Origin of the sequence: Synechococcus sp. JA-2-3B'a(2-13) (genome assembly GCF_000013225.1) — a bacterium.
Classification (GTDB): domain Bacteria; phylum Cyanobacteriota; class Cyanobacteriia; order Thermostichales; family Thermostichaceae; genus Thermostichus.
Genome location: NC_007776.1, coordinates 1,673,387 through 1,697,937, shown reverse-complemented (window position 1 = coordinate 1,697,937; position 24,551 = coordinate 1,673,387). Strand labels below are relative to the sequence as shown.

Below are 24,551 nucleotides of genomic sequence, written 5' to 3'. Positions count from 1 at the left end.
AGCATGACGCTTCCCAAAGACCTGAGATTGTCTCAGCACTTGGCTCTGATCCAGTTGAGGTTCGAGCGAGGACAATACCGGCAGGCGCTAGAGGAGGTTAAGCAGGCCCAAAGCCGCTATCCGCAGTCGGGTAAGCTACGGCTCTGGCAGGCCCTGGCCCAAGAAGCCCTTGGCGAAACGCAGGAGGCCATCCTGTTGGCCCAAACCTTGCTGCGCAACCCAGATCCAGAAGTTGCCCAGCAGGCTCGCTATGTCTTGGGTATCTGGCAAGCCCCTCGTCTGCGGCGTCCAGCGGAGTGGTTGAGCGAAATTCCCGATCTCAGCCGGCTGGAGGAAGCTGATCCCCCAGAGTACCGCTTGGCCTATGGGCGCTCCCAACGCAAAGGCCCTTCCCCAAGATCTGGGGATCCCCTCAGCCGCCGGGCAGCGGATCCCCCGTTGGACACTAAGCCCCTCATCTGGGTGTTGATCGGGATCCTCTCGACCCTGCTGGCCGTGATGGCTTGGCTGCCCTAGAGGGGGGTATAACCCTCGCCGCTGCTGGGTTAGTGGGGAGATACTGGGAGTAGAGGAAACGATAGGTCTAGCTCAGGGGAGCGGATCTGCGTCCAGGGATCCCAAAGGCTCCTCGACAATGGGGGCGGAAAGCGGAGGTTAAGAGTGGCTACACAAACATTGGTGATGGATGCAGTGGAGCAGTTGGGCCTGCGGGTCACGCTGGGAGATATTGCATCCAGCACGGGCTTGGCTCTACACGAGGCCAAACAAGAGCTGCTGAATTTGGCCCAAAAGGCGGAGGGGCATCTCCAGGTTTCCCGGCAGGGGGAGATTACCTATGTTTTCCCGCCGGATTTTCGCAGCATTCTCAAGCGCAAGGAGCAGCAGGATCGGCTAGCAGCCCTGCGTCGCCGGTTGTGGGGGGGCTTCCTCTATGGGTTGCGCATCTCCTTTGGCATTCTGCTGGTGGTGTCGATTGTCTTGATCGTCCTGGCGTTGATTGCCTTGCAGATGGCCAGTAGCCGCGAGCAGGACAATCGCAGCCGATCGCGGGGGATAGGGTTTTACTACTTCCCCAATCTTTGGATCGGCAACCCCTTCTGGGATCCCTATCCCTACTATGGCAGCTACTCCGGTCGGACGCGCCCCCGCCAGCCGCAAAAATCCGAGCTGAACTTCCTGGAAGCGGTGTACAGCTTCCTCTTTGGGGACGGGGATCCCAATGCCAACCTGGAGGAGGAGCGCTATGCCCTCATTGGCCAACTGATTCGTGCCAATGGGGGGGTGATCGCAGCGGAACAGGTGTTGCCCTACCTGGATGTGGAGCCAGGATCCCCGGCCTTGGAATACGAAGATTACATGCTGCCCATTTTGCTCAAGTTCGACGGCCAGCCGGAGGTCAGCGAGGATGGGGACATTGTCTACCGCTTCCCAGAGCTGCAGGTGGCCGCCTCAGAGCGCAAGCCCAAGGGGATCCCTGAGGTGTTGCAGGAGAAACCTTGGGTGTTCAGCCGGGCCACGCCTGGTCAACTGACCCTGGCAGGAGGCTTGGGAGTTCTCAATTTCTTTCTGGCCGCCATTCTCTATGGGGCACGGGAGGAGGTGGCAGCGGCAGCCGGCAGCAATGCTTTTTTAGCCTTCATCTACCCGTTGATTGGGTTTCTGTTTCTCTACGGCAGCCTCTTTTTGGCGGTGCCCGCCGTTCGCTGGCTAGCCTTGCAAATCCGCAACCAGGGAGTGGAGCGTCGCAATCGTGTCCGGCAGCTTTGGCGAGAGCATCTGCAGCATCCCACAGAGGCGCTGCTGCGCAAACTCAACTTTGCCCGCCGCTTCCGCCGTCAGGGAGTTGTGCCAGAGTCAGACACCATTTACTCAACCGATCGGGATTTGATCGAGCAGCGGGACTACCGTCTGGACGAGCCGGCATTCCGCCAACTTTTGGAATCCAAAGCTCAGCAGGATCGCCCCGAAACCGAACAAGTGCGCAAGCCGCGTCCCCTCTAGAGAGGTCATGGCCGTTGGGCAAACTCCCGGTCTGCCGTTTGAGCTGAGACCCATTCGAGTTTCTTGCCCAGCCGGAGAATCCGGCGCTTGGGTTTGCTTGGACTTTTTTCTCCCCCGGAGAACTCACAGCAACCACTCCGAGACCCGCTCCCCCACCTTCTGCAAATCCAGAGGAATGGCCACTGCCTTGCCCATACGGGGTCTCTGACGGGTGGCTTCGATTTCCCGACGCACCGCTTCCCACACCCCCCAAGCCTGCAAATGGGCCAGCACGTTCTCCAAGTGGGCCAAATACTCGGCCTCGCTCAAGGGGAAGGAGGGCTGCTCCAGATAGCGCCACATCACCAGCAGCACCACCTTCTGCTGGATACGCCGCAGCTGCACGTCGTAGGAATAGCCCCACTTCTCGCGCAACAAAGCTTGAAAGTCGGATCCCTTCATCAGACTTGTCTGAGGCTGGCTTGGATCTGGCTCCAATCGCGCTGGGTGGGCCGCTCACCTTGGGAAGGAAGGCCACGGCCTCTTACAGCGTTGCATTTCTTAACGATATTGGCCAGAGGGGTCGGTTAGGATGATGTCGCTTGTCAACGAACGTTAAAACTTCTCAGGTCTGCATTTGCCATTATGACGGAAGCGGTTAGCAACTTTGAAGCGCCCCCCATGAGCCGGCGGGTTCTTCTCAATGCCCTGCTCAGCGGCTCTGTGGGAGTCGTGGTGGTGGGCGCCCTCTACCCGGTGGTGAAGTACTTTATTCCGCCCTCTGCCGGTGGAGGGGGGGAAGGCCTCATCGCTCAGGACGCCCTCGGCAAGCCCATCAGCGTCAGTGAACTGTTGGCCACCCATGCCGCTACGGATCGGGTGCTGGCCCAAGGTTTGAAGGGGGATCCCACCTACATCGTGATCGACAACGGGGCGGTGGCCAACTATGGCCTCAACGCGGTTTGTACCCACCTCGGTTGCGTGGTGCCCTGGAATGTGGGGGAAAACTTGTTTAAGTGCCCTTGCCACGGATCCCAGTATGCGGCCAATGGCAAGGTGATCCGGGGACCGGCTCCCCGCTCGCTGGAGCTGGTGAGCGCCACTGTGGATGGCGACAACGTCCGCTTCAGCCCTTGGCAAGGCCCCGATTTCCGGGAAACCTAAAGGGCAAGGGATCCCGCTGGCTGTGCCGGCTTTTGCCGAACGATTTGGGGCAAATTGTCGAGATGGCTGTTCCAAGACTGTGTCCTAAACCTGTGATGGAAATTCATTCTGAGCTGAGAGTTATGAAGCGAATTGGCTTGGTCTTCTGCGCGCTGCTGCTGCTGCTGGGGATGGGGGCACGTCCGGCGGCAGCCTACCCCTACTATGCCCAGATGGCCTACGACAACCCCCGCGAGGCGACTGGAAAAATTGTCTGTGCCAACTGCCACCTGAACGCCATGCCCACTCGCGCCGAGGTGCCCCAGGCCGTCACCCCCGGCCAGGTGTTCACCATCAAAGTTGGGATCCCTTATGACCTGAGCAAGCAGCAGGTGCTGGCAGACGGCAGCAAGGGTGGGTTGAATGTGGGCGCGGTGGTGGTCTTGCCGGAGGGCTTCCGTTTAGCCACCGAAGCCGAGATGACCGAGGAACAACGGCAAGAAACTGCCGAGACCTACATCACCCCCTACAGCGACGCGAAGCCCAATATCCTCTTGGTCGGGCCTTTGCCGGGCGAGCAGCATCAAGAAATCGTCTTCCCGGTGGTGGCCCCTGACCCGAAAGAGGATCCCTCGGTGGCCTTCATGAAGTATCGCGTTTACATTGGGGCCAACCGGGGTCGCGGTCAGCTCAACCCCGACGGCAGCCTCAGCAACAACAACGTCTTCCGCGCCCCAGCCACGGGGCGTCTGGTCAACATTGCCACCCTCGACTCCGATATCAGCGATCTGCCGGCTGAATTGGCCAGCCTGGTGCCCCCGGAATATGAGCTGCCAGGCACGCGGGTTCTCAGCTTCGAGAGCGAAAGTGGGATCCACAACCTGGTGGTGCCACCTGGGCCGGAGCTGGTGGTTGCCGTTGGCGACAGCGTCAAAGAAGGGGATCCCGTCACCAACAATCCCAATGTGGGCGGCTTTGGCCAGGTGGAGCGGGATCTGGTGCTGCAAAGCCCGGATCGGGTGAAATGGCTGGTGGCCTTCCTGGCAGCCATTACCATTACCCAGGTGCTGTTGGTGCTGAAGAAAAAGCAGGTGGAGCTCATTCAAGCCGCCGAAATCCTCGGCTAGCTCAAGCTCTTTCCTAGCCTGCACCTCGGAAGCATATCCGGGGTGTTTTTTGTTCGGTAGGGTTCCAAGGTAGCCTCAGCTCTCCTCTGATCACCTGCACAGCCTGCCCGGCAATCTCCACGCGAGAGCCGAGATCGCGACACCAGAGCTCCCCGCCGCGGCTGGATAGCTGGTGGGCCTGTAACTCAGAGCGACCCAGGCGTTTGGCCCAATAGGGCATCAAAAGACACTGGGCGGATCCCGTCACCGGATCCTCCGGGATCCCCAGCCGAGGAGCGAAAACGCGGCAGACGAAATCCGGCCCATTCCCCAGAGCCGCCCCAGAGGCTGTGACGATCAACCCCGGAACGGGGAGTGCTTGAACCTGGGCCAGATCCGGTTGCACCTGCTGCACTTGTTCCGCCGAAGCCAGCACCGCTACCCCCATGTCCCCCCGGTATAGCTCCACAGGTGGGATTCCTAAAGCTGCTGCTACTTGCTCTTTGGCTTCTGGCCAAGGTTCCGGACTGCGAGCAGGAAAATCCATGGCCAGGCGATCCCCCTGCCGCCGCACCTGCAACAGGCCACTGCGGGTGGAAAAGGCTACCCTCTCCGCCTCAGGATGCACCTCGGTGAACAGCACATGGGCACCAGCCAAGGTGGCGTGGCCACAGAGATCCACCTCCGTCGTCGGCGTAAACCAGCGCAGCCCATAGTGGGGAACCTCGCCCTGGGATCCCTGAGGCAGTAAAAAAGCCGTCTCCGACAAATTGTTCTCTGCGGCAATGGCCTGCATCAGCGCCTGCGGCAGCTCCTGAGGCAGCAAACACACCGCCGCGGGGTTACCTGCAAAAGGCACTGCCGTAAACGCATCCACCTGAAACAACGGGATCCACACCTTCTCAACCCAGCCCAACTCAGGCCATGATCCCACACCGGCACCAAAAGTAGGGGGATCCGCACCCCGACCGTACCCGCCAAAAGCGGGATCCCGCTGACAAAGGCTATTGTCAGGCCAGAAAGTTGGCTGATAAACTAGCACTCGTAAGTCGAGAGTGCTAAGTCGCTTCCCTTCGGGGAAGTGGAACTAATGGAAATGAAAACTTCAGCTTCGTGCTTTAGGATCACGGAGGACATTCGTCATGGCTGCAGTAGCTCTTAACGTCTCTACCCTGAAGCCGCTGGGCGACCGCGTGCTGGTCAAAATCGCTCAGCAAGATGAGAAAACCGCAGGTGGGATCTTCTTGCCGGACACTGCCAAGGAAAAGCCCCAGGTGGGGGAAGTGGTTGCTGTTGGCCCTGGCAAGCGCAACGACGAGGGCAAGCTGATCCCGATGGAACTGAAAGCCGGCGACAAAGTGCTCTACTCCAAGTATGCCGGAACCGAAGTCAAGCTGGGCAGCGATGAATATGTGCTGTTGGCCGAGCGGGACATTCTCGCCATTGTTCAGTAATGGTCAGTGATTCAGCAGCAGTTCAACGAACGATTGAATCCTTGAGACTCTGTTTCACCCTTACCTGCATTTGCATCGGAGAGGTTGACTATGGCCAAATCAATCATCTTCAGTGAAGAAGCCCGCCGCGCTCTAGAGCACGGCATGGATATTTTGGCAGAAGCCGTAGCCGTTACCCTGGGTCCCAAAGGGCGCAACGTCGTGCTGGAGAAGAAGTTTGGCGCCCCCCAAATCATCAACGACGGGGTAACCATTGCCAAAGAAATCGAGCTGGAAGACCATATTGAGAACACAGGCGTTTCCTTGATCCGGCAGGCGGCTTCCAAGACCAATGACACGGCTGGGGATGGCACCACCACGGCCACGGTCTTGGCTCACGCCATGGTGAAAGAAGGTCTGAAAAACGTGGCTGCCGGCGCCAACCCGATTGCCCTAAAGCGAGGGATCGACAAGGCGGTGAAGTTTTTGGTAGACAAAATCGCCGAACATGCCCGCCCGGTCGAAGATTCCAAAGCCATTGCCCAGGTGGCGGCCATTTCCGCCGGTAACGATGAAGAAGTGGGCCGTATGATTGCCGAGGCCATGGACAAGGTGGGCCGCGAAGGGGTGATCTCCCTGGAAGAAGGCAAGTCCATGACCACCGAGCTGGAAGTGACGGAAGGGATGCGCTTCGACAAGGGCTACATCTCCCCTTACTTCGTCACCGATACCGAGCGGATGGAAGCGGTTCTGGAAAACCCCTACATCCTCATCACCGATAAGAAGATCACCCTGGTGCAAGACCTGGTACCGGTTCTGGAGCAGGTGGCCCGCGCCGGTCGTCCTCTGCTGATCATCGCCGAAGACATCGAGAAAGAAGCGCTGGCTACCCTGGTGGTGAACAAGCTGCGGGGTGTGCTGAGCGTGGTAGCGGTAAAAGCCCCTGGCTTCGGGGATCGCCGCAAGGCCATGCTGGAAGACATCGCCATCCTGACCGGCGGTGAGGTGATCAGCGAAGAGCGAGGCCTGAAGCTGGAGAACGCTCGCCTCGATTCCTTCGGCACTGCCCGTCGCGTCACGGTGACCAAGGACAACACCACCATCGTGGCGGAAGGCAACGAAGCGGCTGTGAAAGCCCGTTGCGAGCAAATTCGTCGCCAAATTGAGGAAACCGACTCCACCTACGACAAAGAAAAACTGCAAGAGCGCCTGGCCAAGCTCTCCGGCGGTGTGGCAGTGATCAAAGTGGGCGCGGCCACTGAAACCGAGATGAAAGACCGCAAGTTGCGCCTGGAAGATGCCATCAACGCCACCAAAGCGGCGGTAGAAGAAGGGATCGTTCCCGGCGGCGGTACCACCTTGGCACACCTGATCCCAGTGGTAACCGAGTGGGCGCAAGCCAACCTGTCCGGCGATGAACTGGTGGGGGCCAACCTGGTCGCCCGCGCTCTGGGCGCTCCGCTGCGCCGCATTGCTGAGAACGCCGGCCAAAACGGCTCCATTGTGCTGGAGCGGGTGAAAGATAAGCCCTTCAACACCGGCTACGATGCCCAGAACGACGCCTTCGTGGATATGTTCGAGGCGGGCATTGTAGACCCGGCCAAGGTTACCCGTTCTGCCCTGCAAAACGCCGCTTCCATTGCGGGGATGGTGCTGACCACTGAAGCGATCGTGGTGGACAAGCCCGAGCCCAAAACCAACACGCCGGCAAGCAGCGGCAGCGGCATGAGTGACTACGACTACTAATCCGTTGACCGCCACAGCGAGGTGGATCCCTGAGGCTCACCGAAGAGCCCATGGGCACTTCGCTTCCTGGCCAGGCATCTTGGATGAATCTTTCGGGATCCCCTGGTGGGATCCCTTTTTTATGGATTTTTATTTTTTATCAAGACAGGCAAGCTGGCGGGATCATTCCCAATACCCATGCAACAGCAGCGCAACTGTCTGTGACGTTGATCCCCCTCTACCTTTGGGAGAGGGTCTGGGGGTGAGGGCGCCGGAGCCATGCAATCGGGAACTGCCTCAAACTGGTTTTTTGATAACGACTCTGATTCTGTCCAACTTGAAGAGAAGGGGAAGGCGGTGTGGCTCAGTTGATTTGCATTGGCCTGGATCTGGCTTGGTCGCCCCGCAACCCTTCCGGTCTGGCCACGCTGCGAGTCCAGCTCGGGGATCCCGGCAGGCAGAACTTGACAGGCCATCTGGTCGATAGCCGCATTCTCCAAACGGATGAGGAGATCCTGGACTATATTCAAGCTCAGGCGGGCGAAGATCCCTGCTTGGTGGCGGTGGATGCGCCCTTGCGGGTTCCCAACCTCACAGGACAACGGCGGGCCGAGGCCGAACTGAACCGGGTGTTTCGCGCCTATGCAGCCGGGGCCCACCCGGCCAACCGCCGGCTTCTAGAAAAAAACGGCCAGGTGAGAGGGGAAGCCTTGGTGCAAGCCCTAGCCAGTTATGGCTTTCGGGAGCAGGCCAGCATCGAGCGAGGAAAACTTACCCGCCAAGTGACCGAGGTCTTCCCCCACAGCGCCTTGGTAAGCCTCTTTGGCCTCAGCCGCACTCTAAAATACAAGGCCCGCCCTCGACGCACCTGGCCGGAACGGCAACAAGCTTGGCAACTTTACCAGCATCATCTGCGCTCTCTGGCTGCCGCTGACCCGGCTCTCCAGGGCCACGAGGAGCTGCTTCAAGTGGAGGTGGGATCCCTCAAGAGCCGTCGGCTCAAAAACTACGAAGATCAAGTGGATGCCTTGATGTGTGCTTACATCGCCCTCTACGGGTTCCGCTGGGGATCCGAGCGCTGCCGCAGTTTCGGCAACCTGCAAGAAGGGCACATTTTCACGCCCTTGCCCCCTCGAACCTCTGAGGCTGATTGAGACCCGCTCCGGGATCGCAGCCAAGAGAACAAGACTCTCGCTGGCCTTGGATCCCCCCTTGGCGGCATGATAAGAACAAGGATCCGCAGAACAGGGGAAAAATGGACGTGCAACTGGGCCGCAATCGGCAGGCAAGACGCGCTTACGGGCTGGATGAAATCGCGCTGGCCCCAGGCAGACGAACGCTGGATCCCAGCCTGGTGGATACCCACTTCACCCTGGGAGGGATCCAACGGCAAATCCCCATCATCGCCAGCGCTATGGACGGCGTGGTGGATGTGCGAATGGCCATTTTGCTCTCGGAGCTGGGGGCCTTCGGGGTGTTGAACCTGGATGGCATCCAAACCCGCTACGCCGATCCCGATGAGGTTTTGGCTCAGATCGCGTCGGTGGGCAAAGACGAGTTTGTGCCTCTGATGCAGCGCCTCTACAGCGAACCTGTAAAGCCGGATCTGATTCAAGAGCGCATCCGCCAAATCAAGGCCGGTGGCGCCATTGCAGCAGCCAGCAGTGTGCCCGCCCACGCCGCCCAATACGGCCCCCTGGTGGCTGAAGCCGGGGGGGATCTGTTTTTCGTCCAGGCCACGGTGGTTTCCGTTCACCACAAGGTTCCCGAAGGCATGGAACTGCTGGATCTGGCCCAATTTTGCCGGTCGATGTCCATTCCTGTTGTGGTGGGCAACTGCGTTACCTACGATGTCGCTCTGGAGCTGATGCAGGCCGGAGCTGCCGGTGTCTTGGTGGGGATCGGCCCTGGCGCTGCCTGTACTTCCCGAGGCGTGTTGGGGGTGGGAGTGCCGCAGGCTACAGCGATTGCCGACTGTGCCGCTGCACGGGAGCAGTTTTTGGCGGAAACCGGCGCCTATGTCCCTGTGATTGCCGATGGGGGATTGGTGACCGGTGGCGACATTTGCAAGGCCATCGCTTGTGGAGCCGATGCAGTGATGATCGGATCCCCCCTGGCCCGCGCCTATGAGGCCCCCGGTCGCGGCTTTCATTGGGGCATGGCTACCCCCAGCCCCATCTTGCCCCGCGGCACCCGCATCCGCGTGGGATCCACCGGCACCTTGGAAGAAATCTTGCGCGGCCCCGCCCGCCTGGACGACGGTACCCACAACCTCTTGGGCGCCCTGCGCACCAGCATGGCCACCTTGGGGGCTGCCAATCTTCGAGAAATGCAGCAGGTGGAGATCTGCATTGCCCCTTCCCTCCTGACCGAGGGCAAGGTGTACCAGAAGGCGCAGAGCTTGGGTATGGGGAAATAGTCCTTTGGGAATGCTAAACTCGGTGGACTGGGATCCCTCGGGGGCGGTTAGCTCAGCGGTAGAGCGCCTGCCTTACAAGCAGGATGTCACTGGTTCGAGTCCGGTACCGCCCATCCCCATCCAGGCTGGCAGTTTGGGGGATACACCCGCTAGCCAGGGCCGGATCCCTGAGGTAGAGTAGTGGGTATCGAGCCTCGATCATCTACCGCAGTTGGGTCTCGCATTGAGTCTTGCCCAGAAAGTGTGTAAAGTGGTAGACGATGTGGACTTCGGCTGTATCATGTCTTCACCGAAGTCCGCAGTTGCCAGACTTGTTCTTGAGTTAGGCAATTGGTTACCTCTAGAAGACATCCCTACAGCCAAAAAGGTGTGAGGAAAAGAACAAGGAGAGAAACATGCCCGTGAAACACGCGAACTACTGGAAAACGCTGCTGGCCGGCACCCTGGGCGCAGCAGCGATCCTGACCCCTGGAGTGGCTTATGCCCAAGCTACCGGGCCGGTCACCTCCATCTCTGAGCTTTCGGATGTGCAGCCCACCGACTGGGCCTTCCAAGCCCTGCAATCCTTGGTGGAGCGCTACGGTTGTATTGCCGGCTACCCCGACCGCACCTTCCGCGGTAACCGGGCTATGACTCGCTTTGAGTTTGCCGCTGGTATGAACGCCTGCCTGGATCGCATCAATGAGTTGATTGCAGCCGGTTTGGCCGACAAAGTCTCCAAGGAAGACTTGGCCACTCTGCAGCGCTTGCAAGAGGAATTTGCTGCTGAGCTGGCAGCCCTGCGCGGGCGGGTGGATGCCCTGGAAGCCGATGTTACTGATTTGAAAGGGAAGGTCTTCAACCCGGTTACCAAGTTGAATGCCCAAGTCATCGCCGCTGTTGTAGGCAGCGCTCTCACGGAAGACAGAGTTGTTGATGGGAGGGTAGTAGCAGAGCAAAACCAAGCCAACATGACTCTTCCCTATCGGGTACGCTTGAACTTCGATGCTTCTTTTGTGGGTCGCGATCGCCTGCGCATTCGTCTCCAAGCTCGCGATGCTGTGACTGAGTTCTTTGATGGGGATCCCGGCCTTGAGTTTGGCGGCCGTGGCGGCGGCACTTTCACCCTGGCCAAGCTGATCTACCAATTCCCAGCTTTCAACCGAGCAGCTACCATCTACACGGGTATCGTTGGCTCAGGTGTGTTCGATGTATTCAACTACAGCACACCCTTCGAAGCTCTCTCCGACTTTGCTGATGCTCCCAACTCCACGGCGGATGTGCCAGGTGGAGCTCTGTTTGGCTTCCGCTACCGCCTCTCCGATCAACTGCGCTTGGCCTACAGCTACAGCACCAGGAACGCTCAAGCTTTGGGCAAGGGCTTCGGCGACAGCGGTATAACCGGTAGCGATAGCGCCCACGCGGTGGAGCTGGGCTTCCTGCCGAATGAAAATCTAGAGATTTACCTGCAGTTTGCCAGTACCTATCTGCAGACGGCAAACGATGGCCCTGAGTTCTTGGCCAACGGTACAGCTCTTTTCCGTGGCCCTCTGAGAGTAACCAATGTGTCCACCTCTGCACGGGTGAACGCCTTTTCTGTGGCTGCCAACTGGGAGATTACCCCCCGCGTCATCGTATCTGGCTGGTTTACTGCTGGCAATGTGGATTACAACTTGCCCAATGTGGTACCGGCTGGCACCATCGATCCGGGTGATGAAGATTTTAACGGATTCCTGTTTGGCTTCGCCTTCCCAGATCTGTTCATTGAGGGTGCTCAAGGGGGTGTGGTTTTTGGCCAGCCAATTGTGACCACCAAAAACGAAGGAGTTTGGGATACCCGCCCGTTCATTGTGGATGTTTACTACAGCTTCCCGGTGAACGAGTACCTCACCCTTACCCCGGCGGCCTACTTTGTGAGCAACCCCAATGGTGCTCTACCTGGGGACAACGACCCAACCATTGGTGTAGGTGCTCTGCGGGCTGTGTTCAACTTCTGATGAGTTGACCTCTTTTGCAGGTTCATAGCTGGTTAGGGGATCCACTGCAGTGGATCCCTTTTTTGGTTCAAACCTTCCTTTATGGTCATTTCGATTCAGACTAGGACACTGCACCCACGTCTGAAACGTTGAGTGCATACAGCGAAGGGCTTTTTCTCTATAGCCCAGGTGTCTCACCCTAACCTGAAACGACTACAACTCCTCTGCGGGGATGACAATGCCGGCTCTGGAGAGCCTGAGGTCGGGCTCAAGACAAGGCTAGGGATTACAGAAAGCACACTGAGCGGGATCCGCCCAGGGCTCTGCCACAGGCTCGGTGTGGGTATGGGAACAGCGGGCACAGCCATATACCCACGCCTTGGTTACAGGGGTGGGGGCGCCACACTGGCCGCAGGGCAGTCCAGAGATCGAGCGGATCCGCCAGTAGCCGGGAGTGCCGCAGGCCGGGCACAGGCTTTGGGCCTTGGCGATTAGGTTTTGGGTGGCGGCTGCGATAACCTGGAGCCGGGTTGGGTTGCACATGGCCCGCATGTCGGTTTCCAGATGAAGGCCCCCTTGCCGAGTCAGCATCTCCCCCACCACCTGCTTCAGGGTCTCTTCATCTTGGATTCCTTTGTGGATGACCTGAGGCTTTTCTGGCCGGTCGAGGGCAATCAGGGCATGCTGGGGAAAACCCGCCCTTTGGGCAAAGTCCAGCGCTTCTGCCCAGCTCTGCACCCAGCGATGGCTGAAATTGGTTTGGGTGCTCTCTGCATAGCCGACCAGCTCCAAGGGCTCCGCGCCGGGTTCAAAAACCCTGAGCATGACCCACTCCTGATTCCAAGGGATCCAAGGGATCTGAGGGTGGGGGCCAAAGGACCCCTCGCTGGCCAAGCCCAGAGCTTCAGGATGATCCTGCAAAGCCCTTGCAATCTTCAGGCGCAGAGTGTGGATGGGATCCCCCGGTCGGGGCCGCTCCCGCGAGAAGGTGCCCAGTTGGTCGGTGTCAAAAGTTGCTACTTGGACTTGGATCCCCAAATGTTCGGCCAAGAGAGGGCCGATGACCTGCTCTTTGCGATGCATGGTTGCCAAGTAGGCGACCCGACCCTTCCATTGCATAGACTCAGACTTAACCTAGATCTGGCAAACGGATCCCGCAGCTTTGTGGCTCAGGCCAATTGGGGTTACTCAAACCAGGGGACTGGCCTCGAGCGGCAAGCCCAACTGGGCAACAGCCTCGGCCAAAGCCACCTCACGGCTGTCCACAAACCGCTCTGGGGGCAGCGGCAAATGTAGGTTTTCCAGGCGCTGCCGGATCCGGCCCTTGGCCCCAACAATCCACACCTGTTTGCCCCGATCCAGGGCCTCGCGAATGGCATTTTCCAAGGATAGCGTCGCCGAAACTCCCAGCATCGGCACATCTGATAGATCCACCACCAGCGCTTGGCAGGAGGCCACCGCCTGATGTTGGCGGGAAATGGCTTGGGAAACCCCGAAGATCATCGGCCCGCTCAGGTAAAACAGCAACACCTGCCCGCATCCCTGGCGCAGCAATTCCCTCTCACGGGGAGTGAGATCCACCGCATCATCGGCATCGGTAATGGCTTTCACCTCTTCGGAGTGGATCTCGCTGAGGCGTTGAATGGTGAGCAAGTTGGCCACAAACACCCCCACCCCTACGGCAGCGATGAGATCCACAAACACCGTCATGAACATCACTCCGTACATGATGGCTGCCCCTTTGAGGGAAAGGCGGTGGGCCCGCTTGAGGAAGCTCCAGTCGAGGATATCCACCCCCACCTTAAAGGCGATCCCTGCCAGCACCGCCATTGGGATCCCTTGCGTGAGGGGAGCGGCAAACAGCACCACCATCAGCAGGATTAACGCTCGGGTAATGCCGGCTAGAGGGGTACGTCCGCCCGACTGGATGTTCACCACTGTGCCCATGGTGGCGCCGGCTCCCGGTAAGCCCCCCAGGAAGCCAGAGACAATATTGGCGATCCCCTGCCCGATCAGCTCTTGGTCGGAGTCGTGGCGGGTGCGGGTGAGGTTATCAGCAATGACTGCCGTTAAGAGGGTATCGATGCAGCCCAGCATCCCCAGCACCACCCCATCCAGCACCAAGTTGGCCAGGGAAGCAAAGGGCAACTGCGGCCACTGCAACTGCGGCAAACCGGTGGGGATGGGGCCAATGCGCCGCAAATCCCAATCGGCCATAAACAAGCTGGCCACCAGCGTTCCCAACACCAAAGCCACCAACTGCGGCGGCACCACCCGTCGCCAGGGCTTGGGATAGCCAAAAAGGATGGCAAGCGTCAGCAACCCCAGCCCCAGCTCTGGTATCTTGAGGTTGAGCAGGTAGGTCGGCAGGTTCTGCACCGCCCCAATCACTCCCCCCTGGCTGGCGTGGCCCAGCAGCGGCGGGATCTGCAGCAAAATCATGATCCAGCCGATCCCGGACATAAAGCCGGAAATAACGCTGTAGGGCATGAGGGTGATGTATTTACCCAGTTTCAGGGATCCAAACAGGATCTGAAATAAGCCCCCCAGCATCACCACGGTGAAGGCCGGCCCCAGCCCCTGCTCCGGGTAACGAGCTGTAACATTAGCAACCACCGCCGTCATCATCACAGTCATCGGCCCGGTGGGTTCGGAGATGAGCGTGGGCGTACCCCCAAACAGAGCCGCAAAAAAGCCCACGCATACTGCTCCGTACAAGCCCGCCACCGGCCCTGCCCCCGAAGCCACCCCAAAGGCCAAGGCCATCGGCAAGGAAACAATCGCCGTCGTCAACCCGCCGAACAGATCCCCGCGCCAGTTGTCTGGGCTCAGACGTCGGTGCCAATCCAGAAATCTCCTGTTGCCGGACTGTTGTTCTTTCGCTTGGCTTAGCATGCCCCAAAGCCCTCCACGCTATGGGCAGCCTATCATTGAACGTTACTATAGAGATCATGCTAGAGAATAGATTTTCTTCTATAGTTTCCCTCAAGGATTCCCCTCCAAGCGAGGGCATGGGGCTTGAGCCGGTAGAGTTGTGTGAAAGTGAGAGTAGTCCACATAGCGATGCCCATTGCTGTCCAGGTGGAGAATATCGGCAAATCGGTGGTTCCAGAGAATCTCATCGGCCAAGTAGGAGTGGCGAGCATGGATGGTTTGGGAAAAGGTGTCGTCGATGCCGGTCAAGGTAATGATCAGCTCCGCTTGGCCCACCTGTAAATCTCGATCCATGAGGCTGTAGAGAGGGCCGCCGATGAACCACCGAGCCTCTCCTACTGGAAGTCAGCCAGCCTTCACAAAGGGCGAATGGTAGACTGGGAATACAAAAGCTTTCTGCTCAATTCAATCACCTTCAGCTTACTAGCGCAGGAGCCCCGCACTGTACCCGTAGGGTCAGTGTCGGGAGGAATGCTATAATAATTCTGCGGACACCAGAAACGGCTGTTTAGGGCACTGGTAACGGTCGATTGGGGCTGCCCGTAAACCAGCCCAGAGGCTCGTGGTTAGTTTACTAACTGCAGGGCTACCGAAAGCCCGCCCCGTACTGCGAAGCAGTCAGGGTCGGGTAGTTTACTCTGCCACGGCCAAGGTTGGCTTCTCGATAAACTTCCATGAACCCACTGCGCCAAGGCCGACTGGGATCCCTTACGGATAACCCAACCCCATGAGCGACAACGAATCGACGGCGCGCATCATCTCCACCGACCTGCAGCGGGAGATGTCGCAGTCCTACCTGGAATACGCCATGAGCGTGATCGTCGGGAGGGCTTTGCCAGATGCGCGGGATGGCCTGAAGCCGGTGCACCGCCGCATTCTCTACGCTATGCACGAGTTGGGCCTGACGGCGGATCGCCCCTTCCGCAAGTGTGCCCGCGTGGTGGGGGATGTGATCGGGAAATACCATCCCCATGGGGATCAGGCCGTCTATGATGCGCTGGTGCGCATGGCCCAGGATTTCTCCATGCGGGAGCGCCTGGTGGATGGGCATGGCAACTTCGGCTCTGTGGACAACGATCCGCCGGCGGCCATGCGCTACACCGAGTGTCGGCTGACTGCCTTTGCCCAAGAAGCCCTGCTGCAGGATATCGACGCCAACACTGTCGATTTTGTCGGCAACTACGACGGATCCCAGCAAGAACCCCTGGTGCTGCCGGCGCGGATCCCGCAACTGCTCCTGAACGGCTCTTCCGGCATTGCCGTGGGCATGGCCACCAACATCCCGCCTCACAACTTGAGCGAATTGGTGGACGGCCTGATCGCCCTCATCCACAACCCCAACCTGACCAGCCTGGAGTTGATGCAGTGGATCCCGGCCCCCGACTTCCCCACCGGGGCGCTGATCATGGGCCAGGAGGGCATCCGCGAAGCCTACACCACCGGGCGCAGCTCCATCACCCTGCGGGGGGTGGCCAGGGTGGAGACGATCGAGCAGCGGGGCCGACCGGTTCGAGACGCCATCATTATCACCGAGCTGCCCTACCAGACCAACAAGGCAGCCATGATTGAGAAGATCGCCGAGCTGGTCAACGAGAAAAAACTGGAAGGCATTGCCGACATCCGCGACGAGAGCGACCGCAGCGGCATGCGGGTGGTGATCGAGCTAAAGCGGGATGCCCAGCCGCAGGTGGTGCTTAACAACCTCTACAAGCAAACCCCCCTGCAGGCCAACTTCGGGGTCAACATGCTGGCCATCCTCAACGGCGAGCCGCGCACCCTGACCCTGCGGGACGCGCTGCAGGCTTTTCTGGATTTTCGGGAAGAGGTGATCGAGCGGCGCACCCGCTACGAGCTGCAAAAAGCCGAAGAGCGGGATCACCTGCTGCAGGGCTATCTCTTGGCTTTGGGGCAGTTGGATCGGGTGATTGCCCTCATTCGGGGAGCCGCCGATACCGCCACAGCCCGAGAGGAATTGCAGGCGGTGTTGGGCCTGAGCGAAGCCCAAGCCGACGGGATCCTGCAGATGCAGCTGCGCCGCCTCACCGCCCTGGAAGCGGAAAAAATCCAGGCCGAGCACGAAGACTTGGTGAGGCAAATTGCCGACCTGCGGGATATTCTGGCCCGCCGAGAACGGGTGATGCAGATCATCAGCGAAGAGCTGCAGCAGCTCAAAGCCCGCTTTGCCAGCCCGCGCCGTTCCCGCCTCTGTTTGGAGGATGGGGAGCTGGGAACGGATGATCTGATCGAAAATCGGGAGACGGTTATCTTTCTAACCGAGCAGGGCTATATCAAGCGCATGGGCCTTGAGGAGTTCCAGGTGCAGGGGCGAGCCACCCGCGGCAAAGCCGGCGCCCGCATCAAAGAAGACGATGCCATCGAACAGTTTTTTGCCTGTCGCAGCCACGACACCATCCTCTTTTTCACCAATCGGGGCGTAGTCTATACCCTGCCCGCCCACCAGATCCCCCAGGGGAGCCGCGCCGCCCGCGGCAGCGCCATCGTTCAGTTGCTGCCGATCACCCGGGAAGAGCGGGTTACGTCCATGGTGCCGGTGAGCCAGTTCAGCGACGACGAATATCTGGTGATGCTCACCCGCGGCGGCTACATCAAAAAAACGGCCCTCAGCGCCTTTGCCAATGTACGCTCCAACGGCCTGATTGCCATCTCTCTGGAAGAAAACGACGAACTGCGCTGGGTGCGCCGCGCCCGCTCCAGCGATGATGTGGTCATGGCGACCCGCCAAGGCATGTCCATTCGCTTCCCGGCGGATGACGAGCAACTGCGCCCTCTGGGACGGGCCACCCGGGGCGTGCGGGCCATTACCCTCAACGCCGGCGATGACATCGTCAGCATGGATATTATCTCTGCCGAATCGGTGATGGCTGCCGAGCGAGAGGGGGAGAAGCTGGCTAACCCTTGGGTGCTGGTGATCACCAAAGAAGGGCGGGGCAAGCGCTCGGCCATCGACAATTTCCGCCAGCAAAACCGCGGCGGCAAGGGGGTGATCGCCACCAAGTTCCGCCAAGCGTCGGACGAGCTGGCGGCCCTGCGCATCGTCAATGCCGAAGACGAGATCCTGTTGGTAACCGCCAGGGGCATTGTCATGCGCCAGTTGGCCAAGGCTATTCCCACCCAGTCCCGCGAGGCGACCGGGGTGCTGGTGCAGCGCCTGGATCCGGAAGACAGCATTGTGGGAGTTACAGTGGTACCCGCTGCCTTGGTTGCCGAGGAGGAGACCTCAGAAGCCAGCGCTTGATCCCCGGCCGTTACTTAGGTACGGCATTTGCCGCCGCAGAAGGGTGGGATCCCGTACCGGAGGGGGTGAGGATGGGGTGTTACCTTTGGGATAGCCCAAATTCCGGGAACGGCAAAGGTCTGTGGGATCAGGCCGAGCGGCCCGGTTGGGATTGCATCTGCTGTGTTTGTGGAGCTTGGTTACTCCATGGCGAGCCCGTTGAACTTCATCCCTGGTTTTGAGGCAGTGCAAACTCCGAGCCCCGACAACCGGCTCTGGCAATACCTGCAATCTCAGGATCCCAGCGTCTTTCAGGATATTGCCCGCAATTCTTCCCCAGAAGTGCTGGAGATCTTGGGCCACAACATCCGCAGCTTGGTGGGGAGCTTGCCCTCCGATCAATTCGGGGTTCAGATCATCACCAACCGCGAGAGCTTGGCCAAAATGCTCTCCGGCGCGATGATGGGCGGCTATTTCCTGCGGGTCATGGAGCAGCGCCTAGCCCTGGAGCAATCTTTGGGCAGTGCCTCCCAGCCTGCCAGCGCGGATCAGCCTTCGCCAGCAGAGGAGGAGGGCTAGGCTTGCAATCCACCTTTTAGCGCCGCCGAGGAGGTTCCATGCTGGATGCGGGTTTCCAGGCAAAGGGATCCCAGTTCAGCAGCCCACCGCGGCGGATTTTGGTTTGCCCGGATAGTTTTAAGGGATCCCTAACAGCCACGGCGGCGGCAGAGCACATAGCCCATGGGATCCAACAGGTGCTGCCGGAAGTCGAGGTGGAGCGGCTCCCCTTGGCCGATGGGGGAGAGGGCACCCTAGAGGTATTGCTGCCGACGCTGGGGGGAGAGAAGAAGGGCCTATGGGTCACCGGCCCCCTGGGGGATCCCGTCTGGGCGGAGTACGGGGTGGCAGGAGAGCTGGCCCTGTTGGAGCTGGCCCAGGTGGCCGGCCTGACCTTGGTGCCACCGGAGCGGCGGGATCCCACCCGCACCACCACTTATGGCCTGGGAGAGCTGTTGCGGGCCGTCTGCCGCGATCCCATCGCTGAGATCTGGATAGGTCTGGGGGGATCCGCCACCGTGGATGGAGGGGCGGGCATGGCGCAGGCCTTAGGCTATCGCCTGTTGGATGGAGCTGGGGATCCCATCGGCTGGGGCGGGGGAGAGCTGGCCCGTTTGCAGCGCATTGAGTCCCCTGAACAGCCTGTCTGGCAGGGGAAACGGGTCCGCGGCCTGTGCGATGTGCAGAATCCCCTCACCGGCCCGTGGGGAGCCGCCGCCGTCTTTGCCCCCCAGAAGGGCGCCACCCCTTCCCAGGTGCAGCAGTTGGAGCAGGCGCTGCAGCAGTGGGCTCAAGTGGTGGAGCGAGATTTGGGCCAGGCCGTGGCCGGGATCCCGGGGGCCGGAGCCGCAGGTGGCTTAGGAGCAGGTCTGGTGGCTTTTTTGGGGGCCACTCTGGAGTCCGGGATCCAGCTCTTGGCGCGGCAATTGGCCCTGCCGGAGCGCATCCGCCGCTGCCATCTGGTCGTCACCGGAGAGGGCTGCCTCGACGAACAAAGCACGATGGGAAAGGTGGTGGGGGCCGTGCTGGAGCAGGCTATCCAAGCCCAAAAACCCCTGCTCATCCTCTGTGGCCAGGTGACTCCGGCAGCGCGCGCTGGGTTGGCAGCCCAGCCTCTTCCCCTTCGGGTTGGCGCCCTGTGCGACCGGATCCCCGATGTGGCAGAAGCCCAACGGCAGGCCGGCCATCACCTGGAGCAGATGACGGCCCAGGAGCTGAGAGATTTTCTGGAGCAGGATGCGGGGATTGGCCGGTTATAATGGCTTAAATCATCGTGTTTCGTAGGACATCATGGCCAGTATCGAGTTCTCCCCCGGCATCCAAGAGGTGCCCACCCAGGTGCGAGTGCTGAAATCCAAGACCGGCAACCGGGGATCCGCGATTTTCCGCTTCGAGGATCTAAAATCCGATACGCAAAACATCCTCGGCATGCGGATGATCGATGAGGAAGGGGAGCTGACCACCCGCAACATCAGGGCCAAGTTCCTGAACGGGGAATTCAAAGCCCTGGAAGTGACCTACGACATGGAAACCGAGGCAGAGTGGGATCGCTTCCTGCGCTTTATGGAACGCTTTTCAGCGGCCAACCAGATGGGCATGGCCTAGTTGCCGCCCTTCCCGCCTCAGCTTTTGGATTTTTTGCTCCTTTTGCCGGATCTGCGCTTGGCTTGAGGTTGGCCGGGATCGGATCCCTGGCCCTCTTTAACTGAGGGCTGCCCCAGCGGCGGCCGTCGCTTGTGCCAGTCGGTGCTTTGCTCATAGGCATAGGCCACCCGCAGCACCTTGCTCTCCTGTAGGGCATTGCCCACAATTTGCAGGCCAATGGGCAGGCCATCGGCAAACCCGCAGGGCAGGCTCAGCCCCGGCAAGCCCGCCAGGTTCACCGGGATCGTCATCAGGTCGCAGAGGTACATGCTGAGGGGATCCTCCCGCTCGCCGAGCTTGAAGGCTGGGGTGGGGGTGGTGGGGCTGACCAGCACATCCACCTTCTCGAAAGCCTTGAGGAAGTCCTGCTTGATGAGGGTGCGCACCTTCTGAGCCTTGAGGTAGTAGGCGTCGTAGTACCCCGAGGAGAGGGCATAGGTGCCGATCATGATGCGCCGCTTGACTTCTGGCCCAAAGCCGTGGGCGCGGGTCTTGCCATACATCGACAGCAGCGAGTCGGCAGGTTCCCGCAGGCCGTATTTCACCCCGTCGTAGCGGGCCAAATTGGCAGAGGCTTCCGAAGGGGCGATGATGTAATAGGTGGCTAGGCCATAGCGAAAACTGGGGCAGTCGATCTCCAGGATCTCGGCCCCCAGTTCCTGCAGATGTTGAATGGCCGCTTGCACGGCAGCGCGGGTCTCCTCCCCACATCCTTCCCCCAGCAAGTCGCGGATCACCCCGATTTTGAACCCCTTGATGTCCGGGATCAGAGCCTGGCTATAGTCCGGGATATCCACCTTCAGGCTGGTGGAGTCCATCGGGTCATGGCCGGCGATCCCCTGCAGCAGCAAGGCCACATCCTCCACCGTGCGCCCAAACGGCCCCACCTGATCCAAAGACGAAGCAAAGGCCACCAGCCCGTAGCGAGACACCAGCCCGTAGGTGGGCTTGAGGCCCACCACCCCGCAAAAAGCTGCCGGTTGGCGGATGGATCCCCCCGTATCTGAGCCCAGGGCCACCACCGCTTGGTCGGCAGCCACCGCCGCCGCCGATCCCCCAGAGGATCCCCCTGGCACCCGCGTCAGATCCCAGGGATTGGCGGTGCGCTGAAAGGCGGAGTTTTCCGTGGAGCTGCCCATGGCAAACTCGTCTAGGTTGGTCTTGCCCACCGTCACCATGCCCGCAGCCGCCAGCCGCGCCGTCACCGTTGATTCATAGGGGGGAATGAACCCCTCCAGCATCCGGGAAGCGCAGGTGGTGCGGATCCCTTGGGTGCAGAGGTTGTCTTTCACGGCAAGCGGGATCCCGGCCAAAGGGCCGATCGCCTCCCCGGCCCGAATGCGGGCGTCCACCGCCCTGGCCTGTTGCAGAGCCAGTTCCTCGGTCACAGTAATAAAGCTCTTGAGCTGCGGCTCCAGTTGGGCCAGGCGCTCCAGGTACTCGCGGGCGATCTCTTCGGCAGAGCGCTCTTTGGTTACCAACTGCCTGTGGAGGGCACGGATGACAGACATAGGCAAACTCGTGGGGAAGGGCAAATGCCGGTGAGGCCAGACAAAGTTCCTCTAGATTAATCTAGGTGGGATCCCTTCCTACCCAAAATCCCGCCAATTTCCCCTCTCCCTGAGAGAGAGGGGCTGGGGGTGAGGGCGTCGGCAATGCAGAGCGCTTGGGCCCAAGTTACCGCCGTTCCAAAAAGTCGCGGCGCAGATCCCGAATCTCCTGCCGCATCTCCCGCATCTCTTGGGCCATCTCGTCAGTGCGCCGTTCCAAAGCCTCGGTGCGCCGTTCAATGGCTCGGGTGCGCTCGTCAAAGCGATCCAGCGCCTCGCGGAAAAACTGCGCCAGCATCGCCTGCCCTTCCCGCAGCTCTTGGATCAAAACCTGCTGGTTTTGCTGGGCAGCTTGCAACTCCTGGACGGCCCGAATCAGCCACTGCTCTTGCTCAGGTGTCATGGTTACCAAGGCGCTACAGAACAAGGAAATCCTACCACCCTAAATCTCCTCCTGGGAGAAGGATCCGGGGATGGTTACACTAGCAACGCAGAGCGCTTGGGCCCAAGCTACCGCCGTTCCAAAAAATCGCGGCGCAGATCCCGAATCTCTTGCCGGATCTCTCTCATCTCCTCCGCCATCTGGTCGGTGCGCCGTTCCAGTGCTTCTGTGCGGCGTTCGATGGCCCGAGTACGCTCGTCAAACCGATCCATTGACTCGCGAAAGAACTGCGCCAGCATCGCCTGTCCCTCCCGCAGCTCTTGAATCAAAACCTGCTGGTTTTGCTGGACAAGACGCAGCTCCTGCTGGGCAGCTTGCAATTCTTTTTGGGAGGCTTGCAGCTCTCTTTGGGAGGCTTGCAACTCTCTTTGGGAGGCTTGCAACTCTCTTTGGGAGGCTTGCAACTCTCTTTGGGAGGCTTGCAACTCTTGGATGGCTTGAATCAGCCACTGTTCTTGCTCGGGCGTCATGGTTACTGAAACACTACAGAATAAGGAAATCCTACCACCACTAACTCTTCTCTCCTCCTGGGAGAGGGATCGGGGGCAAGGGATCCAAATCCAAAACCTCAATGGAGAGTAGGGAACTCGAATCCCTGACCTCTGCGGTGCGATCGCAGCGCTCTACCAACTGAGCTAACTCCCCGTAGCTTTACCAGAATAACCCGAATCCGCAGCCAAGATCTCCCCCGCCTGCAACTCCAGCTTGGGAAAGACCTTTGAGGATACCGGATCGGATCCCTTCAGCTCCAGCACATCGTACCAGCCTTCATGAAGCAGCAGCAGGCTCACCTTCTCCTCCAAGGGATCCACAACCCAATACTCGCCGATCCCCAAAACGCAATACTCTGCTTGCTTGGCCCGGTAGTCTGCTGCCCGGCTGGACTCACTGACTACCTCCACCACCAGTAGCGGCGGCGGATCCTCCAGGCGAATCAACGCCTCTCTGGATCCCATCTCCTGCCACTGCTCCAGAGGCAGCACCACCACATCCGGGATCCGCACCGTAGCCCACCGATTGCCCCGCGGAGACTGGATCCCTGGGCTCCCCTGTATCGCTGTCCAGGGCAACTTCTGCCGTGCAATCTCTGCCTCGAAAACTCGGCTGAGAAAGTTTTGAATCTGCACATGCCGCCCGGTTGGAAGAGCCATGGGCACCAACTCCCCTGCCACCAGCTCATAGCGGGTATCACTGCCATCCGAATAAGCAAGGTATTCCGCCAAACTCAGGCGAGCTCTTGATGGTGCAGAAACGGATCCCATTGCCAAAGCCATAAACCGTCTCGGCCAAAAGTCTCTTTGCTGCCATACTAGCCTTGTCATCTCGCACAACCCCTCTCTTCCTCTGGGAGCAGGGCTGTGAGCGCTCGGTCTGTTGGCAGTCAACGCCGTTCCAAAAAATCGCGGCGCAGATCCCGAATCTCTTGCCGGATCTCCCTCATCTCTTCCGCCATCTGGTCGGTGCGCCGTTCCAGTGCTTCTGTGCGCCGTTCCACAGCTTCCGTGCGCCGTTCAATAGCCCGGGTGCGCTCATCAAACCGATCCATTGACTCGCGAAAAAACTGGGCCAGCATCGCCTGTCCTTCCCGCAGCTCTTGAATCAAAACCTGCTGGTTTTGTTGGACAAGACGCAGCTCCTGCTGGGCAGCTTGCAACTCTTGGATGGCGCGAATCAGCCACTGCTCTTGCTCAGGGGTCATGGTCGGCGAGGGTTACAGAAGAATAAAAAAATCCTATCACCCTGCATTTCTCCCTGGGAAAGGGGCTGTGAGCGCTTGGGCCAGGGTTGGATGGAAGCTAACGCCGTTCCAAAAAATCGCGGCGCAGATCCCGAATCTCCTGCCGGATCTCCCTCATCTCTTCCGCCATCTGGTCGGTGCGCCGTTCCAGTGCTTCTGTGCGCCGTTCCACAGCTTCCGTGCGCCGTTCAATAGCCCGGGTGCGCTCATCAAACCGATCCATTGACTCGCGAAAGAACTGCGCCAACATCGCCTGCCCTTCCCGCAGCTCTTGAATCAAAACCTGCTGGTTTTGTTGGACAAGGCGCAGCTCCTGCTGAGCGGCCTGCAATTCTCTTTGGGAGGCTTGCAATTCTCTCTGGGAGGCTTTTAGCTCCTGGATGGCTTGAATCAGCCACTGCTCTTGCTCAGGGGTCATGGTTGCTGAAGCACTACAGAATAAGGAAATCCTACCACTGCCAATTCTGATACATTCACGCTGAACTCTCCTGAACATGGTTCAGGAAAGAAGCGATCGCATCCTGCCTATCTCTGTTCGCGTTAGCGGGACGGAGTCCAAGCAGGAAGGCGGTATCCCGCAAAGCCCTGAGGAATACCCCCCGAGCGCTTTCCCCCTTCACTTCCCGGCAACCGTTGCGGTGGACTCAAGGATCAGGGGGAAACTTGGTCTACTATATCCCTCTCAATGA

General features: G+C 59.7%; 24 protein-coding genes and 2 tRNA genes. 14 read left to right on the top strand and 12 right to left on the bottom strand.

The features are described from left to right. Positions 1-3: 3 nt before the first annotated feature. Both CYB_RS07730 and CYB_RS07725 read left to right on the top strand, forming a co-directional pair. Positions 4-516, top strand: a complete 513-nt coding sequence (locus tag CYB_RS07730) for a tetratricopeptide repeat protein (protein WP_011433231.1) — start codon at positions 4-6, stop codon at positions 514-516. Between the two features lie 144 nt (positions 517-660). Then, positions 661-2,001: a hypothetical protein gene (locus CYB_RS07725; protein ID WP_011433230.1), complete on the top strand. Its 1,341-nt coding sequence runs from the start codon at positions 661-663 to the stop codon at positions 1,999-2,001. A 123-nt stretch (positions 2,002-2,124) separates the two neighbouring features. On the opposite strand, the gene CYB_RS07720 is transcribed toward CYB_RS07725, so the two are convergent. Then, complete coding sequence (locus tag CYB_RS07720) at positions 2,125-2,442, bottom strand: DUF3067 family protein (protein ID WP_011433229.1); 318 nt, start codon at positions 2,440-2,442, stop codon at positions 2,125-2,127. A 183-nt stretch (positions 2,443-2,625) separates the two neighbouring features. On the opposite strand from CYB_RS07720, the gene CYB_RS07715 reads away from it, so the two are divergent. After that, complete coding sequence (locus CYB_RS07715) at positions 2,626-3,144, top strand: cytochrome b6-f complex iron-sulfur subunit (RefSeq protein ID WP_011433228.1); 519 nt, start codon at positions 2,626-2,628, stop codon at positions 3,142-3,144. Between the two features lie 122 nt (positions 3,145-3,266). Beyond that, the gene (locus CYB_RS07710; protein ID WP_011433227.1) at positions 3,267-4,250 is read left to right on the top strand and encodes an apocytochrome f; all 984 of its coding nucleotides are present in this window, start codon (positions 3,267-3,269) and stop codon (positions 4,248-4,250) included. 13 nt (positions 4,251-4,263) lie between these two features. Here CYB_RS07710 and CYB_RS07705 read toward each other — a convergent pair whose 3' ends face one another. Then, on the bottom strand, positions 4,264-5,163 hold the full coding sequence (locus tag CYB_RS07705; protein WP_238376720.1) for a PhzF family phenazine biosynthesis protein: 900 nt from the start codon (positions 5,161-5,163) through the stop codon (positions 4,264-4,266). 208 nt (positions 5,164-5,371) lie between these two features. Here CYB_RS07705 and groES point away from each other — a divergent pair, with 208 nt between their 5' ends. The 6 genes from groES to CYB_RS07675 all read left to right on the top strand — a co-directional run bounded on the left by groES (position 5,372) and on the right by CYB_RS07675 (position 11,782). Beyond that, positions 5,372-5,683, top strand: a complete 312-nt coding sequence (gene groES, locus CYB_RS07700; protein WP_011433225.1) for a co-chaperone GroES — start codon at positions 5,372-5,374, stop codon at positions 5,681-5,683. A gap of 90 nt (positions 5,684-5,773) precedes the next feature. Beyond that, a complete protein-coding gene (gene groL, locus CYB_RS07695; RefSeq protein WP_011433224.1) occupies positions 5,774-7,408 on the top strand; it encodes a chaperonin GroEL in 1,635 nt (544 codons plus the stop codon). 338 nt (positions 7,409-7,746) lie between these two features. Then, positions 7,747-8,541 (top strand): DUF429 domain-containing protein, encoded by a 795-nt coding sequence (locus CYB_RS07690; RefSeq protein ID WP_041436511.1) that lies wholly within the window; start codon positions 7,747-7,749, stop codon positions 8,539-8,541. A 101-nt stretch (positions 8,542-8,642) separates the two neighbouring features. After that, positions 8,643-9,806 carry a GuaB3 family IMP dehydrogenase-related protein gene (locus tag CYB_RS07685; RefSeq protein ID WP_011433222.1) on the top strand — a complete coding sequence of 388 codons (1,164 nt, stop codon included), beginning with the start codon at positions 8,643-8,645 and terminating at the stop codon, positions 9,804-9,806. Between the two features lie 41 nt (positions 9,807-9,847). Beyond that, positions 9,848-9,919, top strand: a tRNA-Val gene (locus CYB_RS07680). A gap of 282 nt (positions 9,920-10,201) precedes the next feature. Continuing rightward, complete coding sequence (locus tag CYB_RS07675) at positions 10,202-11,782, top strand: iron uptake porin (protein WP_011433220.1); 1,581 nt, start codon at positions 10,202-10,204, stop codon at positions 11,780-11,782. Between the two features lie 258 nt (positions 11,783-12,040). Here CYB_RS07675 and CYB_RS07670 read toward each other — a convergent pair whose 3' ends face one another. The 3 genes from CYB_RS07670 to CYB_RS07660 form a co-directional block, all read right to left on the bottom strand. Further along, positions 12,041-12,880, bottom strand: a complete 840-nt coding sequence (locus CYB_RS07670) for a DUF6671 family protein (RefSeq protein ID WP_011433219.1) — start codon at positions 12,878-12,880, stop codon at positions 12,041-12,043. Positions 12,881-12,949: 69 nt separating this feature from the next. Beyond that, positions 12,950-14,656, bottom strand: coding sequence for a SulP family inorganic anion transporter (locus CYB_RS07665; protein ID WP_011433218.1), 1,707 nt, complete (start codon positions 14,654-14,656; stop codon positions 12,950-12,952). Positions 14,657-14,746: 90 nt separating this feature from the next. Next, positions 14,747-15,013 (bottom strand): hypothetical protein, encoded by a 267-nt coding sequence (locus tag CYB_RS07660; RefSeq protein ID WP_255344550.1) that lies wholly within the window; start codon positions 15,011-15,013, stop codon positions 14,747-14,749. A 409-nt stretch (positions 15,014-15,422) separates the two neighbouring features. Here CYB_RS07660 and gyrA point away from each other — a divergent pair, with 409 nt between their 5' ends. The 4 genes from gyrA (at position 15,423) to psb28 (ending at position 20,093) form a co-directional block, all read left to right on the top strand. Continuing rightward, the gene (gene gyrA / locus CYB_RS07655) at positions 15,423-17,951 is read left to right on the top strand and encodes a DNA gyrase subunit A (protein ID WP_011433216.1); all 2,529 of its coding nucleotides are present in this window, start codon (positions 15,423-15,425) and stop codon (positions 17,949-17,951) included. Positions 17,952-18,137: 186 nt separating this feature from the next. After that, positions 18,138-18,509 carry a DUF760 domain-containing protein gene (locus tag CYB_RS07650; RefSeq protein WP_011433215.1) on the top strand — a complete coding sequence of 124 codons (372 nt, stop codon included), beginning with the start codon at positions 18,138-18,140 and terminating at the stop codon, positions 18,507-18,509. A 38-nt stretch (positions 18,510-18,547) separates the two neighbouring features. Further along, positions 18,548-19,747: a glycerate kinase family protein gene (locus tag CYB_RS07645; RefSeq protein ID WP_238376719.1), complete on the top strand. Its 1,200-nt coding sequence runs from the start codon at positions 18,548-18,550 to the stop codon at positions 19,745-19,747. 31 nt (positions 19,748-19,778) lie between these two features. Further along, complete coding sequence (gene psb28 / locus CYB_RS07640) at positions 19,779-20,093, top strand: photosystem II reaction center protein Psb28 (protein WP_011433213.1); 315 nt, start codon at positions 19,779-19,781, stop codon at positions 20,091-20,093. Positions 20,094-20,110: 17 nt separating this feature from the next. On the opposite strand, the gene gatA is transcribed toward psb28, so the two are convergent. From gatA to CYB_RS07610, 7 genes are all read right to left on the bottom strand, one after another. Then, positions 20,111-21,643: an Asp-tRNA(Asn)/Glu-tRNA(Gln) amidotransferase subunit GatA gene (gene gatA, locus CYB_RS07635; protein ID WP_011433212.1), complete on the bottom strand. Its 1,533-nt coding sequence runs from the start codon at positions 21,641-21,643 to the stop codon at positions 20,111-20,113. A gap of 166 nt (positions 21,644-21,809) precedes the next feature. Next, positions 21,810-22,085: a hypothetical protein gene (locus CYB_RS07630; protein WP_011433211.1), complete on the bottom strand. Its 276-nt coding sequence runs from the start codon at positions 22,083-22,085 to the stop codon at positions 21,810-21,812. A 107-nt stretch (positions 22,086-22,192) separates the two neighbouring features. Next, entirely contained in the window at positions 22,193-22,594 is a 402-nt protein-coding gene (locus CYB_RS07625) for a hypothetical protein (RefSeq protein ID WP_071818165.1), read from the bottom strand. A 102-nt stretch (positions 22,595-22,696) separates the two neighbouring features. Next, positions 22,697-22,769: transfer RNA gene (locus tag CYB_RS07620), tRNA-Ala, on the bottom strand. Continuing rightward, the gene (locus CYB_RS14090) at positions 22,760-23,446 is read right to left on the bottom strand and encodes a Uma2 family endonuclease (RefSeq protein WP_011433209.1); all 687 of its coding nucleotides are present in this window, start codon (positions 23,444-23,446) and stop codon (positions 22,760-22,762) included. The genes CYB_RS07620 and CYB_RS14090 overlap by 10 nt, the downstream gene beginning before the upstream one ends. Positions 23,447-23,505: 59 nt before the next feature. After that, entirely contained in the window at positions 23,506-23,823 is a 318-nt protein-coding gene (locus CYB_RS07615) for a hypothetical protein (RefSeq protein ID WP_011433208.1), read from the bottom strand. Between the two features lie 97 nt (positions 23,824-23,920). After that, positions 23,921-24,280, bottom strand: a complete 360-nt coding sequence (locus tag CYB_RS07610; protein WP_041436507.1) for a hypothetical protein — start codon at positions 24,278-24,280, stop codon at positions 23,921-23,923. Positions 24,281-24,551 lie beyond the last annotated feature (271 nt).

Coding starts and splice junctions, on each gene's coding strand:
- CYB_RS07730 (WP_011433231.1), top strand. CDS start 4: ATGACGCTTCCCAAAGACCTGAGATTGTCTCAGCACTTGGCTCTGATC.
- CYB_RS07720 (WP_011433229.1), bottom strand. CDS start 2,442: ATGAAGGGATCCGACTTTCAAGCTTTGTTGCGCGAGAAGTGGGGCTAT.
- CYB_RS07715 (WP_011433228.1), top strand. CDS start 2,626: ATGACGGAAGCGGTTAGCAACTTTGAAGCGCCCCCCATGAGCCGGCGG.
- CYB_RS07710 (WP_011433227.1), top strand. CDS start 3,267: ATGAAGCGAATTGGCTTGGTCTTCTGCGCGCTGCTGCTGCTGCTGGGG.
- groES (WP_011433225.1), top strand. CDS start 5,372: ATGGCTGCAGTAGCTCTTAACGTCTCTACCCTGAAGCCGCTGGGCGAC.
- groL (WP_011433224.1), top strand. CDS start 5,774: ATGGCCAAATCAATCATCTTCAGTGAAGAAGCCCGCCGCGCTCTAGAG.
- CYB_RS07685 (WP_011433222.1), top strand. CDS start 8,643: ATGGACGTGCAACTGGGCCGCAATCGGCAGGCAAGACGCGCTTACGGG.
- CYB_RS07675 (WP_011433220.1), top strand. CDS start 10,202: ATGCCCGTGAAACACGCGAACTACTGGAAAACGCTGCTGGCCGGCACC.
- CYB_RS07670 (WP_011433219.1), bottom strand. CDS start 12,880: ATGCAATGGAAGGGTCGGGTCGCCTACTTGGCAACCATGCATCGCAAA.
- CYB_RS07665 (WP_011433218.1), bottom strand. CDS start 14,656: ATGCTAAGCCAAGCGAAAGAACAACAGTCCGGCAACAGGAGATTTCTG.
- gyrA (WP_011433216.1), top strand. CDS start 15,423: ATGAGCGACAACGAATCGACGGCGCGCATCATCTCCACCGACCTGCAG.
- CYB_RS07650 (WP_011433215.1), top strand. CDS start 18,138: ATGGCGAGCCCGTTGAACTTCATCCCTGGTTTTGAGGCAGTGCAAACT.
- CYB_RS07645 (WP_238376719.1), top strand. CDS start 18,548: ATGCTGGATGCGGGTTTCCAGGCAAAGGGATCCCAGTTCAGCAGCCCA.
- psb28 (WP_011433213.1), top strand. CDS start 19,779: ATGGCCAGTATCGAGTTCTCCCCCGGCATCCAAGAGGTGCCCACCCAG.
- gatA (WP_011433212.1), bottom strand. CDS start 21,643: ATGTCTGTCATCCGTGCCCTCCACAGGCAGTTGGTAACCAAAGAGCGC.
- CYB_RS07630 (WP_011433211.1), bottom strand. CDS start 22,085: ATGACACCTGAGCAAGAGCAGTGGCTGATTCGGGCCGTCCAGGAGTTG.
- CYB_RS07625 (WP_071818165.1), bottom strand. CDS start 22,594: ATGACGCCCGAGCAAGAACAGTGGCTGATTCAAGCCATCCAAGAGTTG.
- CYB_RS14090 (WP_011433209.1), bottom strand. CDS start 23,446: ATGACAAGGCTAGTATGGCAGCAAAGAGACTTTTGGCCGAGACGGTTT.
- CYB_RS07615 (WP_011433208.1), bottom strand. CDS start 23,823: ATGACCCCTGAGCAAGAGCAGTGGCTGATTCGCGCCATCCAAGAGTTG.
- CYB_RS07610 (WP_041436507.1), bottom strand. CDS start 24,280: ATGACCCCTGAGCAAGAGCAGTGGCTGATTCAAGCCATCCAGGAGCTA.